Annotated in this window: 12 protein-coding genes; 6 read left to right on the top strand and 6 right to left on the bottom strand. The window is 69.7% G+C overall.

The genetic code is table 11. From position 1 onward, the window contains the following. Nucleotides 1-44: 44 nt before the first annotated feature. Entirely contained in the window at nt 45-2,219 is a 2,175-nt protein-coding gene (locus OG344_RS30025; RefSeq protein WP_405089200.1) for an ArnT family glycosyltransferase, read from the bottom strand. A gap of 2 nt (nt 2,220-2,221) precedes the next feature. Further along, on the bottom strand, nt 2,222-3,394 hold the full coding sequence (locus OG344_RS30030) for a glycosyltransferase (RefSeq protein WP_405085964.1): 1,173 nt from the start codon (nt 3,392-3,394) through the stop codon (nt 2,222-2,224). 127 nt (nt 3,395-3,521) lie between these two features. On the opposite strand from OG344_RS30030, the gene OG344_RS30035 reads away from it, so the two are divergent. From OG344_RS30035 to OG344_RS30055, 5 genes are all read left to right on the top strand, one after another. After that, nucleotides 3,522-3,818 (top strand): FitA-like ribbon-helix-helix domain-containing protein, encoded by a 297-nt coding sequence (locus tag OG344_RS30035; protein WP_405085965.1) that lies wholly within the window; start codon nt 3,522-3,524, stop codon nt 3,816-3,818. A 249-nt stretch (nt 3,819-4,067) separates the two neighbouring features. Further along, entirely contained in the window at nt 4,068-4,979 is a 912-nt protein-coding gene (locus OG344_RS30040) for a hypothetical protein (RefSeq protein WP_405085966.1), read from the top strand. Next, complete coding sequence (locus tag OG344_RS30045) at nt 4,976-5,584, top strand: AAA family ATPase (RefSeq protein WP_405085967.1); 609 nt, start codon at nt 4,976-4,978, stop codon at nt 5,582-5,584. The genes OG344_RS30040 and OG344_RS30045 overlap by 4 nt, the downstream gene beginning before the upstream one ends. Continuing rightward, on the top strand, nt 5,584-7,119 hold the full coding sequence (locus OG344_RS30050; protein ID WP_405085968.1) for an ASCH domain-containing protein: 1,536 nt from the start codon (nt 5,584-5,586) through the stop codon (nt 7,117-7,119). The genes OG344_RS30045 and OG344_RS30050 overlap by 1 nt, the downstream gene beginning before the upstream one ends. Before the next feature lie 271 nt (nt 7,120-7,390). Continuing rightward, nucleotides 7,391-7,741 (top strand): hypothetical protein, encoded by a 351-nt coding sequence (locus tag OG344_RS30055; protein WP_405085969.1) that lies wholly within the window; start codon nt 7,391-7,393, stop codon nt 7,739-7,741. Between the two features lie 57 nt (nt 7,742-7,798). On the opposite strand, the gene OG344_RS30060 is transcribed toward OG344_RS30055, so the two are convergent. From OG344_RS30060 to tnpC, 4 genes are all read right to left on the bottom strand, one after another. Then, on the bottom strand, nt 7,799-8,860 hold the full coding sequence (locus OG344_RS30060) for a hypothetical protein (protein WP_405085970.1): 1,062 nt from the start codon (nt 8,858-8,860) through the stop codon (nt 7,799-7,801). Then, nucleotides 8,850-9,959, bottom strand: a complete 1,110-nt coding sequence (locus OG344_RS30065; protein WP_405085971.1) for a transporter substrate-binding domain-containing protein — start codon at nt 9,957-9,959, stop codon at nt 8,850-8,852. Before OG344_RS30065 ends, OG344_RS30060 begins: the two co-directional genes overlap by 11 nt. 231 nt (nt 9,960-10,190) lie before the next feature. Then, nucleotides 10,191-10,628, bottom strand: coding sequence for a hypothetical protein (locus OG344_RS30070; RefSeq protein ID WP_405085972.1), 438 nt, complete (start codon nt 10,626-10,628; stop codon nt 10,191-10,193). Next, nucleotides 10,621-12,051 (bottom strand): IS66 family transposase, encoded by a 1,431-nt coding sequence (gene tnpC / locus OG344_RS30075; RefSeq protein ID WP_405085973.1) that lies wholly within the window; start codon nt 12,049-12,051, stop codon nt 10,621-10,623. The genes OG344_RS30070 and tnpC overlap by 8 nt, the downstream gene beginning before the upstream one ends. Here tnpC and OG344_RS30080 point away from each other — a divergent pair. Next, a complete protein-coding gene (locus tag OG344_RS30080; RefSeq protein ID WP_405085974.1) occupies nt 12,050-12,586 on the top strand; it encodes a phosphotransferase family protein in 537 nt (178 codons plus the stop codon). The two genes, tnpC and OG344_RS30080, sit on opposite strands and share 2 nt — an antisense overlap. Nucleotides 12,587-12,592 lie beyond the last annotated feature (6 nt).

Raw genomic sequence — 12,592 nt, forward strand, 5'->3', positions numbered from 1 at the left:
TCCGGCCCCGATATCGGCCCTGGATATCGGCCGCTTGCGCCCGCTCAGCTGAGGCGGTAAAGGGTGCTTGTCCCGGTTCCGCCGTATTCGGATGCCGGGACCAGAGTCGCGTTGGCCTTCACCCAGGCCGTGAGGGACGAGTCGGCCCCGCCGCCGGGCCCGCGTCCCTCGCCGAGCAGGACATAGCGCAGGCTGCCGTCCGCGGCGTACTTCCGCAGCAGGTCCACGGTCATCGCCGGGTCGGAGCCGGTGAAGCCGCCCATCGCGATGACCGGCTCGCCGGTCGACAGGATGAGCGAGGATGCGCTCTGCGCGCTCCCCACGGCGACCAGCCAGGTGGCGCCACCCTTGTTGCGCTTCAGGTAGGCGGCCATCCCCGCCTCCACCTGGCCGCCGGGCCCGCCCATGCCCCGGCCGCCCTGCGCGTCCCCACCGGACGCCGGGGTCCCTTGAGCGTCCGCGCCCGCCGCCGGTCGCATGCCGCCGGGCGGAGCCATCCCGCCCATTCCGCCCATTTCGCCGGGACCGCCGAAGCCGCCGAAGCCACCTCGGCCGGAGAGCACGGAGGGGCCGGCGGTGGGGTTGGTGCCGTTCACCGCCGCGCCGAGCGGCGTCACGGCGTACGCCGCCGGTCCGGCGAGCCCGGCCACGACCGCCGCAGCCAATGCGAGTGCCATAACCCATGCGCCGGCCGTGACCCGTGCCGCCGTACGGCGTCCACGCCCGGCCGGGGAGTCACGATCCGCGCCCCGACCGGCCGAGGCGTCGCGGTCCGCGCCCCGCTCAGCGGAGGCGAAGGCCGTAGCCATCAGGGCGAGGACGGCCACCGCCGTCGCGCCCGCGATCGTCCAGGCGAGCCAGGGCACGAACTCCGGCGTACGGCGCAGCACGGTGAACGACCAGGCGCCCGTCGCGGCGACCGCCGCCGCCAGGACCAGGCCCCAGGCCCGGGACGTACGCGCCGCCCGCCACATCAGCACGCCCCCGACGCCGGTCAGCGCGGCGATCGCGGGGGCCATCGCGGTCGTGTAGTAGGGGTGGAAGGTCCCGCTGGAGAAGCTGAACACGGCGTAGTGGACCACCAGCCAGTCGCCCCACAGCAGCAGCGCGGCGCGGACGGGCCGCGTCGCGGGCCCGTACGCGTGCCGGGCGGCCAGGAGCAGGCCGCAGACGAGCGCGATCACGGCGAACGGGAGCAGCCAGGAGATCTGCCCGGCCATGACGTCGTTGAACAGCCGCCCGGCCCCCGCCGTGCCACCGAACCCGCCCCCCGGGCCACCTCCCGGGCCACCTCCTGGGCCGCCGCCGAAGGCCCGGGTGAGGCCCTCGGGCAGGTCGCCGGACGTCGCCGCGGGGAGCCGTCCCGGGCCGCCGTTGCCCGCGCCGCCGAAGACGCGGCCGAGGCCGTTGTAGCCGATCACCAGGTCCCACACGCTGTTGTCGGTGCTGCCCCCGGCGTACGGCCGGGAGGAGGCCGGGGTCAGGTCGACCAGGACCATCCACCACCCGCTGGAGACGACGAGCACCGCTCCGGCGGCGAGCAGGCGCCCGATCCGCCGTACGAGCCGCCCCGGCGCGGCGTACAGGTAGGTGAGCGCGAACGCGGGCAGCACCAAGTAGGCCTGCAGCATCTTGGTGGTGAAGGCGAGGCCCACCAGCACGGCGACGACAAGCAGCGTGCGCAGGCGGCCGGTGCGGATCGCCTCCAGGCAGAACCACCCGGCCGCCACCAGCAGGAGCACCAGGATGGTGTCGGGGTTGTTGTCCCGGTTGATGGCGACGGTGATCGGCGTCAGAGTCATCACCAGCGCCGCCAGCAGGGCCGCCGCCCCGGCCGCGCGCTCGTCGAGCCCGCGCAGCGACCGCCGTACGGCCGAGCCGACCAGGGCCACCGACCCGACTCCGGCGGCGGCCTGCGGCAGCAGCATGCTCCACGTGCCGAAGCCGAAGATCCGGGCCGACAGGCCCATGACCCACAGCGCGAACGGCGGCTTGTCGACGGTGATGAACGACCCGGCGTCCAGCGCGCCGTAGAAGAACGCCTTCCAGCTTCGCGTCCCGGAGTAGATCGCGGCGGCGTAGTAGTCGTTGGCGTACCCGTTGCGGCCGAGCGCCCAGGTGTAGAGGACGGCCGCGAGGACCAGGACGGCCCACCGGCCCCAGCGCAGGAACGGAGTGGCAGGGGCTCGCCGGCCGATCGGGGTCATGGTGGTGAGCACGGTCAACGGGAGTCCTTGCCGGGCGCGAAGACCCAGGATCGCAGGAGCAGGAAGCGCAGCAAGGTGGCGAGGCCTCCTGCGACGATCACGGCGGCCAGTTCGGCCGCCCGCGGCGCTCCGGCGGGCAGCGCGGCCAGGCCCGAGCTGGTCAGCGCGAGCCCCGCGACGAAGGCGACCAGCCCGCCCAGGTGGTGGCGCAGGGCCCCCGCCCGGCCGCGTACGCCGAAGGTGAAGCGCCGGTTGGCGGCGGTGTTGGCCACCGCCGTCACCAGCAGCGCGACCGCGTTGGCGGCCACCGGCGGCAGGACCGCGCGCAGCGTCCAGAACAACGCGAGATGGGCGACCGTGCTGATCACGCCGATCAGCGCGAACGCCGGGATCTGCCTCCTGACCGATGTGGTGGCCGGGCGGAGCGGTGGACGGCGCATGCTCGTGCGGGCGACCCGCCACATGCCGCGCAGGTCGCCGACGGCCGTCCGCACGATGTCCACCCGGCTGTCGGGGTCGTCCACCCAGTCGACCGGCACCTCGTGGATGCGCAGGCCGTGCTGCTCGGCGAGCAGCAGCAACTCGGTGTCGAAGAACCACTCCTCGTCGCGCACGGCCGGCAGCAGCACCTGCGCCACCTCCGTACGGACGGCCTTGAAGCCGCACTGCGCGTCGGAGAAGCGCACCCCCATCAGCGACCGCAGGAGCAGGTTGTAGGCCCGGGAGACGATCTCGCGCTTCGGGCCGCGCACCACGTTGGCCCAGGGAGAAAGGCGGGTGCCGATCGCCAGGTCGCTGTGCCCGCTCAGCAGCGGCGCGACGAGCGGCAGGAACGCGTCCAGGCCGGTTGACAGGTCGACGTCCATGTACGCGACGACGTCGGCGTCGCTGGCCTCCCACACCCTCTTCAAGGCCCGGCCCCGGCCCTTCAGGTTTAGGTGCACAGCCCGCACTCCGGGCAGCTCGCCCGCCAGCCGCTCGGCGATCCGCCACGTGGCGTCGGTGCTGGCGTTGTCCGCGATCGTCACGCGGAAGCCGTACGGGAACTCGCGGGCGAGGTAGCCGTGCAGCCGCCGCACACTCGCGGCCAGCACGCGCTCCTCGTTGTGGACGGGGACGACCACCTCGACCAGCCGGGTCCGGCGGGACGCCCCCGCCTCCGGCCCGGACACCATCGTTACGCTCATGGCCCCACGCTCGGAGGCCCTCCTGGGACCACCCTGAGGCGTCCATTAACGCCGCATGAGAACCCGCCGCCGCGCCGGCCACCACAAGTGACATCAATAGAGCGGCCTTTGATGCTTGCATCGAACGGTGAAACAACTGCTGCTTCAGATCGATGACGACCTGCACCGGCGCATCACGCGCCGAGCTCACCGCACCGGCCGATCCGTCAACGCGACCGCCGGAGAGATCCTCGCGAGGGGCGTCGCCGATGAGGCGCTCGACGCTCGGGCGGAACTGCGCGCCCGGGCCCGCCGCCTGGGTGTCCTCGCGGAAGGCCGTGCGCCCACGACGCCACGGGTGACCAGCGCCGACCGCGAGCGTGCTCTGGCAACGACCGAGGGTACCGGCCCCCTACTCGACCGGCTCTGGGCCGAAGGTCGCTGATCACCCCATGCTCACCTGTATCGAGCCGGAGGGCCCCGTCAGGAAACTGATGCCGCGTTGCAGGCTGATGCAGCAGCTGGAAGAGGTCGGCTGCTGGTCGAGCTTCGCCCCTCCGCGGTGGCCCGATGTTGAAGAACCACTCCTCGTCGCGTAGGGCATGCGGCAGCGCCTTCGCCACCTCCGTACAGTCCGCAGAGGTTCTTACTCCGAGGCCTGGGCATTTTTTGGGCATCGTGATTGACTGTCCTCATGCCCAGAAAAAGCCCAGTAGAAGACGAGGTTGTCGCCGCAGTCGGCCGCCTGGTGCGGCATGGGCTGCCTGTCACTCCGGCCGCCGTGGACCCGGCCCTGCTGGAGTTGCGTGGGATCGCCGCGAGGGCGGTGGACCCCGTCGATGTGGCGAGCCGGACGACGGCTCTGGACGGCACACTGCGGGGCCTGCTTGCCCGCTTCCCCGACGCGCGTTACGCGGCTGCGGCGCGAGCCTTGTTCGGGCTGCCGCCGACCGAGCCCGGACAGAATCTGACCGTGCGCCGGGAGCGAGCTGCCGAGCTGGCCGGGCATGAAGTGCATCATTTCCGCAAGCGGGTCGAGCCGAAGCTCATCGAGCGGGTTGCGTGGGAGCTTCTGGCCGACGCCGACCGGTTCACACGCCTTCCCATGATCGCGCCACGGCTCGCACCGGCCGGCAGCAGGCAGCCGGTACAGGCAGATCCATTCGCATGGGAGGTCACCGAGCATGAGGAGCACCTGTGCCGGTTGTGGTCGGCGCTGTACGCCGCCCGGGCTGAGCTGCTGGCCGTAGAGCGGTTGATCAGTTTGGATGTCAACCGCATTGACGTCATGCGCGCCATGGTGACCGCTGCCTGGCGGTGGGCCGCCGCCCGTGCCGAGGCATTCGGCTACACCGCCGCGTTCGCCCTCGACCTTGAGAAAATCTCCGCCGACGAACTGGTCGCCCTGGCCGGCTGGACCCCGGAGCTGACCGAGGCCCAGACGTCCCGGCTGACCGAGGCCGCTGTCGGCGGCGCCAGCCGTGAGCAGTTCGTTCACGCCCTGCACAACGAGACGGGGCTGGGCAACGCCTGGATCAACGGGTTCCTTGCCGTGCCGGAACCCGCCGACCCCATCACCGAGCACGAGAACGGATCACCCCAGTGACCGCCAACAGCACCACCGCCCTGGCCGCAGCCCTGGAAGCCGCAGCCGGAGACAACCCGCGCCGCTACGTCATCACGGGCGGCCCCTCGTCTGGTAAGGACGACCTGCTCGCTGCCGTGCACGCCGCCGGTATCCCGTGCATGGTCGACGAACCCGGCCGGGAGATCTACCGCAAACACCGTGAACGGCTGGGCCGGCACCTGCGCAGGGAGGACCGGCGCGAATATTCGCTGGAAGTGCTGGAGGCGTTCATCGCCGAGTACACCGGCCACAAGCGCGGCATCCGCTTCTACAACCGGGGCATCCCAGACGGCTATGGGTGGGAGGCGTTCTTCGGGCTGCGTCCCACCCAGGCGCTGGAGGAGGCGACGCGGCTGTATCGATACGACGCGATTTTCGTGCTCGATTCGCTGGACACTTTCGAGGATCCCGACGACATCGTGTGGGCCAAGGACCGGGAGCTCCGCCGGGTGCACGAGCTGATCGTGCAGGGCTACTACGATGCCGGCTACCAGCCGGTCTTCGTACCGGCCGACTCCGCGACGGCCCGGCTGGACTTCATCTGCGCGAACCTGCGCCTGCCCAAACCGAGCCGAGGAGCGTGATGGCGTTGCCGCTCAACGGGAAATCCGGTACGACGGGGCTGCTGCTGTCGCCGAACAGCGTGCTGGCCAACGCGCTGCTGCGCTCGATCGACCTCATGCGGCCTCGCGTTCTTGCAGCTCGGCCGGAACGGATCGAGTTCGTGGTCGGCACTCAGATCAACGGCGCCCCTCACCTGGGCACCAACTTGGTGCAGACGGCGGCGTTCCTGCTGGCAAAAATCGCCCGTCGGGAGTTTTCCATCGACACCATGGTGCGATTCGGTGCGCTGGACAACGCCCCTCACGACGTGGTGCTCGACCCGGAGACCCACCACGCCTATCAGCAGACCTACTTCCACGCGCTGGGCAAGGACAAGGTCGGCGAGCTGATCGAGGGCTACTACCGGGCCTTCTTCGACTCGCTGTCCGAGGCGACCGGCACCGAGTACGCCATCGAGACCTACACCGGCCAGCAGGCGGCGCCCAAGTTCCGGGCCGAATTCCTGCGCACGTTGGAACGCATCGAGGACATTCGCTGGTGGCTGGCCCCCTCCCACGGTGTCGTGCACATCCGAGTTCCATGCCCGGCGTGCGGGTGGGCGGAAAAGCGCGCCGACCGCACCAAGCTCGTCCGCCTCGACGAGGATGGTGCCACGTTCACTGCGGTGTGCCTGGACCACGGCGACTACGAGGTCCACATCGACCCCGAAGACGACCAGCCCTACCTGGATCTGGCCACGCTCTACCGGAACCTGGTCAAGGAACGCGCCTTCGGCCGCGATCCCGGCACACTGCACGTGATGATGAAGGGCGGTGACTGGGCGTTCGGCTGCCAGCTCGTCGACGGCGCCCTCGGTGCCCTCGGCACCCCACCGGCTGCGATGCCGATGCGAATCTTCACTCCGCAAGTCCTGGCACCGACAGGGGCGAAGCTGTCCAAGTCGCTACTGCGCGAACAGGGCAAAGGCGTGCTGCCCGCCGACGTCGAGCCGTGGATGCTCGACACCACCGCCTGGCCCGCCGACGTCGACGACTACGTCGACACGCTGGTGTGGCTGGTCGGCGAACTGCTGACCGACCCCAAGCACTTCTTCCGCTCGTTCACAGTCAAGGAGCTGGGCCGCCTGATGACCGCTCGCCCAAGTTCCTTTCCCGTCCGCGCCCACGAGATGGGCATCTACAAACGCTACTTCGACCTGATCGCCCAGAGGAAGAAGACCACGGAGATCCGGGTCAACGACTCCAGTCGCAGGAAAATCAAGGAGGGATCGCTGATCCGGTTCCGCTGCCAGGGCGACGAGCTGATCACCCGCGTCACGAGGGTGGCACGGTACACCAGCTTCGAGGAGATGTTCGACCACGAGTCCGTGGCCTCGGTCAACCCCATGGCCACCCGGGAGGAACAGCTCGCCAACATCCGGCAGATCTATCCGCCCGAACGGGAGGCGCTTGGCGTGGTGGCCATCGGCATCGAGCTGGTCGATCCGCTCAGCACTACTGCTACGGCCGGCGTGACACGAACAGCACCACGGCCAGGAGCAGCGCCACTCCGGTAGGTACCAGGAGGAGAGGGCAACCCCACGGATCGTGGTGCTCTCTAGCACGTCAGGCCGACGCCGACCGGGAAGCCGACGCGACGGTGCGCGCCGCAGTGGAGACGGTGCGATCTGACCCGTCCGCAGCCCGGAAAGCGCGGCGCATGACAGAACATGTGCTGGCGCAGCGCAATCAAGCCGATCTGCGGACCGCCGGGTGAGCGTGCGAGGGTACGTCCTGGACACTACCGTGGTGTCGGAGGTCGCACGCGGAGATCTCCCTCTGATCACCATGCTGTTCGAGCTGGACGAGCGCGGGCTACAACTGGTGTTGCCTGCGCTGGTCGTGGCCGCGGTCGCCGCCGAGATGGGCGGCAGCGACGAGACGGGATTCCTGCCAGCGGTGAGAAGGATCGCTCGCCTGAAGCACGGAACCTATGGACCCCTTGGCGGCTTCGACGACGCGCTCGATCTCGGCCAAACCGCCACGCGGGTGAGCGACAAGCGATTGTGGCAAGACGCGCACACGGTGATGCTGGCGCAACGCGAGAGCGCGGACATCCTCACTTTGAATGCCTGCCGATGGTCGGACCTGGAGCTGGACGGCGTGCGGATAGCCGAAATCGCCGACCCGGACGAGTAGCTCACTCATCGCGCGCGCTTCGCAATAGTCCCCGGGGCCGTCTTCGCCGAGACCGCGTCATTCGCGGCCCGGGTCCCCGGAGATCGCGGCCTCGTCGGGGGTGAGGTCGTACGGCGACGCCGGACGGCCCTCGCAGCGGGAGTCGGGCGGGATCGCCACAGGCGCGGGAGCCAGCCAGGAAAGGGCGCTCCGCTCGACGTTCCACTGGTAGAGGTCCACGGTGGTGTGCGGGACCCCGCCCGGCTCCGGGCAGAGCACCTGGGAAACCAGCAGGTCGTTGCGTACGAAACGGACCGCGCCCGAGCGTTCGAGGATGGTGACGAGCCGGTCGTCGCTGGCGATCACGTAACCGATCGTGACCTGTTCGGCTTTGCCGTTCGGTTTGGTGGCGATCTCCATGGCCGTGAGCGGCAGGATCGGCGAGCGCAGCACCACCACTCCGGCCACCAGCGGAAAGAGCACGGCGAGCGTCCAGGTCAGGCCGTGCACCACCAACGGCGCGGCCGGCGCCGGGACCGGCCCGGTGACCAGCGGGGCGAGCACGGGCGGCGCGGTGAGCAGGATCAGTGTGGCGACGTCGCGCTGTGCCAGCGCCTGCATGATCGCCGGGCGGAGCAGCAGGAGGACGAGCACGCCGGAGACCACCGGCACCACCAGGCAGACGGCCCGGATCCACGTCCGGTCCAGTGGGCGGCGTTCCCGCACGGTCAGCCCGGCCACGGCGAGCGTGAGCATGAGCAGGGTCGGCAGGAAACGGAGCTGCCAGCCGAGCAGTCCGACGCCCACGGCCACCGCGACCACCCAGTCGGGCACCCGGTCGGCGGCCCGCGCCACCCAGAAGGAGCGACGGGTGCTGAGCCGGTAGAGCGGCCCGAGCACCCGGCCGGCCAGCACCACGGCGGGCAGCACCCACACGAGCGTCAGCAGCACCGTGGTGAGCAGGCCGAGCGGGCTGACGTACTGCACGAGCAGCAACAGGGTCTGCGTGTCCTGCCGGCTGGCGTACCAGAGCCGCATCACCAGCAGCACCAGCGGGAAGGCGGGCAGGAGCGTCAGCACCCACTCCTGGTTGCGCTGCGGCGCGCGGACCCTTCCCGTCTCCCCGGCCTCAGCAGCCATCGGCGGAGAGGGCTCGCTCCCACGGCCACCGGCGCACCTGCGGCGCCTTCAGGCACGGCTGGGTGCTCTGGGCCACGTTCACCCCGGGATTGGCCGCCAGCAGCGGACGGATGTGCCGGTCGTAGGCGTCCTCCCACATCCTGTTCTGGGGGTCGGCGTAGGAGCGGTACAACGCCAGCTCGACCAGGGTGCGCAGGGCGGTGTTGGTGCCCGTGTTCACCGCCCACATCTCGGTCGTCTCCAGCCCGATGTCGTGGTGTCTCAGCCTGCCGCCCGACCGGGCGACGAATCCCGCCATGATCGCGCCGTCCGTGCTGACGGCGTCGTACAGGTGAGCCTCTAGCCCCTCGAAGCAGGCACTGATCTTGTTCTCCGCCGTCACCTTGGCACCGCTCTCGGCCAGCGGGCCCTCCGAGGTCGAGGTGCCGAGCGTGCAGACCTTCTCGCCGGCGAGCTGGCCGAGGGAGGTCACCCGGGCGTGATCGGCCCGTGTCACCACCGACTGCTCGGTGAACAGATAAGGGCTGGAGAAGCCGACCGACGGATCCTGCAGCCGTTTGGCGGTGATGCTGAACGTTGCCACCACGAGGTCGACGGTGACGAAGTTCCCGTCGGCGTCGGTGGCCTGGCGGCGGGCCCGGTCCTCGGTCTCGATGGACAGGAACTCCACCTGATCGGGCCGGAAGCCGAGCTCACCGGCGATCATGTAGGCGATGTCGATGTCGAAGCCGGAAAAAGCGCCGGTCTTGTCCCGCAGGGCGATGCCCGGGGTGTCGTCCTTCACCCCGATCAAAAGCTTCTTCTTCCCCGTCAGCCGGGCCTGCTCGCGTAACTCGGCCTCGGTCGGCGGCCCGGCGGCGAAGAGGATCCAGCCGCCGACGAGAACCGCGGCCATGATGGCGGCCAGCCAGCCGTACAGCCGCAGCCAGTCTCCCCGGCGGCGAGGTGGCCCGGCCTCCGGCGCCGGGGGCGGCGGCGCGGTCTCCGGTGCCTCGGGCGGCGGCGTGGCGCTGGGCACGGCGGGTTCCGCTTCCGGCCGCACCCGCCGCGGCCGCCGTGCGAACCGCTTCCCCGACTCCACCCGCACAGCCTCCGTCACACCGTCCAGCGCACCGTATTCACGGAGATCATCCCGGAAAAGCGTATTCCCTTTCAGCGGATGATTCCGGAGAAACGAGAACACTCCGCGAACAGGCCGGTGCACGGTAAGCAACCAGGACAGGTGCGGGCCGGTCCGCCAGAGTCAGGTCCCGGCTGCGTATCCACGCCTTTCACTCCTCGGCGAGGTCGCCTATCGGCACGGAGATCGGTCCTGTCCTACGTTGGGACGTCACTTCACATTGCGCCAGTAGGTGAGCGTGCGACTCGTGCTCTTGACTACTTGGGGGATGGACTCATCTTGTGGCCAGATCTGCAGCAGATAACGATCGATGACGGCATCCGTCGAGCAGTCCGATTCTGTGGCCCGGTCCATGTGGACGGCGTGATACCGCAACCGGTACCAGCCCGGGCCCGACGACAAGTCGGGTAGCTTGTGAAATCCCTCGCCTCCCCACTCGATAAGGAAGATCCGTCCTGTTTGGGTGTGGAAGCTGATTTCCACGATGTCCTCGTACTCGTTGACGTCCGGCTCTGGATCGCGGTCCGACACGGTCACCGAGAAGCCGACCGTCCCCGTGTGCAGGCCCGTGACCAGCAGACCTTTACTGTCCTTTACCCGAATGGTAACTGGATAGGTCCTTCGGCTGGTGCGTGTGATGTCACGCAACTGCGAGTAGCGCGCCGCCTTGGGTGTCGTCGCGGAGGCGGTCCAGGAGTGTGAGTGGCCGGGCGGTTCCGGGCAGCCAGGGGCGCCCCTCGGCGAGTTCGACCAGGGCGTGGAAGAAGTGAACGCCGTGTTTGTGTGCGGTGGCCAGGTAGCTGCGGATCGCGCAGAACTGCTGCGCTCCGGCCAGGGTACGCAGGCAACCGGACACCTTCTGCCTCAGCTTGATCATTCGGATCTCGCGCTCGGCCGCGTTGTTATCGAAGGGCACCCGCTCATCTCGGGTGAACCGCAGGTAGTCGTCGCGGCGGTCAAGCATCCGCCTGGCCAGCGCGTTGTGCTTCTTCATCAGTTTGCTGGAGCGAGCAGCGGTGTCGTTCTTGGCGATCGTGGCGGCGGCGCGCCACAGCCGGGCCTGCCCGGTCAGGGCGGCCTGGTCCAGGTGCTTCAGCCCACCGGCCTCGATCGCGGCTTCGACCAGAGCTTTCATCTCGATCAGAGCGTCGCTCGCCTGCCGGGCCCAGCACCAGTCCCCTTCGGGGGTGGTGTCAACGACCTGCTGCAACTCACGCAACAGATGAGCACTACACAGAGCATGCGTGGCATCGGTGTAGGTGTCGTAGGGCGCCCAGGCGTCGTGCACCGCGACCCCGGTGAAGATGGGCAGGACCCCGGCGGCGTCCATGGCCTCGACACCACGCTTGCGATGCACGGTGATCAGGCTCCACTTCCCCGTGGAAGCCGAGTGCACCCAGTGCAGCCGCCCCTGGACCCGGAACCCGGTCTCGTCGAAGTGCGCGACCGGCGCGGCGGCGATCTCCCGGACCGCGCGGGCCAAGAACCCGTCCAAGCGGGCGGCGGCGCGCCTGCCCATGTTCAGCACGGTCGCTCCGCAGACCGGAACGCCGAACAGTTCCTCCAGCGCCTTGGCGATGCGGTCCTTGGACAGGAACTGCCCGATGTACAGGTACAAGATGATCGCGGTGATCCGGGTGCCGTACTGCACCGCCGCCGTCACACCCTCCGGAGCCTGTCCGCGGGTAACGGTCCCGCACGAGCACTGCCGCGCAACCAGTTGATGCTCGGTGACCTCGACCGTGATGGGCGGGATGTCGAACACCTGGCGGCGCTCCATACCCGCCTCGGGCGCGCCGGCCAGGCTGTTGCCGCATCCCCGGCACGCGTGCGGTTCGTGCCGCTCGCGCCGGGTGGGGTTGTCGACCATCTTCAGCGTCTCGCCCGGATGGCCCTTGGCCCGGCCAGGCTTACGCTGCCCGGTCTTACGCAGCGATTTCGGCGCGGGTTTGGCAAGTCCATCCGACGATGGAGGCTTGGAGGAGTTGCCAGAGTTGAGCCCGAGCCGTGCCTCCAGATCAGCGATCCGCGCGTTCGCCTTGGCCAACTCACCGCTGGCCTGCTCCAGCATGTCGCTCAGCCGTACCACCAGCGCTGCGAGCTCGTCGTACGACGGCTTCGGCACGGAGGAGGTCAACACCCGACAGATGATCGAGCATCACGCACTGCTGATCAAATCGGACACCCTTGCGAAGAGCCTAACCAGTTACCCCCGCCGCGCCCCTGCGGGGGCGCGGCGGGCGCTGCACGGCGCGGTCGCCCTTGCCCGGGACGCGCCGGTGGTGTGGTGCCACGGCGACCTGCACCCGCACAACGTGCTGCACCCGCCCGGCGGGCAGCCCTGCCTGGTCGACTTCGAGCTGTCGGCGCTGGCCCCGCCGGAGTGGGACGTCGCCCAGACGCTCGTCACCACCCACGCGCTCACCCCCGGCGAGCAGCAGCTGGTGGTCGACGCCTACGGCCTGCCGCTGGACCTGCAGCTGCTGGCCCACCTGGTAGTGGTTCACGTCCTGCGCGGCTGGCGGTGGGCGGCCATCGCCGAGGGCGTCGACACCGCCCTGTGGGATGTCCGGCTGCGCACCGCCCTGCCCGACCACCCGACATGAGAAAGG

The sequence above is a fragment of the Microbispora sp. NBC_01389 genome, from assembly GCF_045040095.1.
Lineage (GTDB): Bacteria > Actinomycetota > Actinomycetes > Streptosporangiales > Streptosporangiaceae > Microbispora.

Bases quoted from the DNA above. Each gene is read 5' to 3' on its own strand.
- OG344_RS30040 (WP_405085966.1), top strand. From the start codon at position 4,068: ATGCCCAGAAAAAGCCCAGTAGAAGACGAGGTTGTCGCCGCAGTCGGC.
- OG344_RS30080 (WP_405085974.1), top strand. From the start codon at position 12,050: ATGTCGCTCAGCCGTACCACCAGCGCTGCGAGCTCGTCGTACGACGGC.
- OG344_RS30030 (WP_405085964.1), bottom strand. From the start codon at position 3,394: ATGAGCGTAACGATGGTGTCCGGGCCGGAGGCGGGGGCGTCCCGCCGG.
- OG344_RS30050 (WP_405085968.1), top strand. From the start codon at position 5,584: ATGGCGTTGCCGCTCAACGGGAAATCCGGTACGACGGGGCTGCTGCTG.
- OG344_RS30060 (WP_405085970.1), bottom strand. From the start codon at position 8,860: ATGGCTGCTGAGGCCGGGGAGACGGGAAGGGTCCGCGCGCCGCAGCGC.
- tnpC (WP_405085973.1), bottom strand. From the start codon at position 12,051: ATGCTGGAGCAGGCCAGCGGTGAGTTGGCCAAGGCGAACGCGCGGATC.
- OG344_RS30055 (WP_405085969.1), top strand. From the start codon at position 7,391: ATGCTGTTCGAGCTGGACGAGCGCGGGCTACAACTGGTGTTGCCTGCG.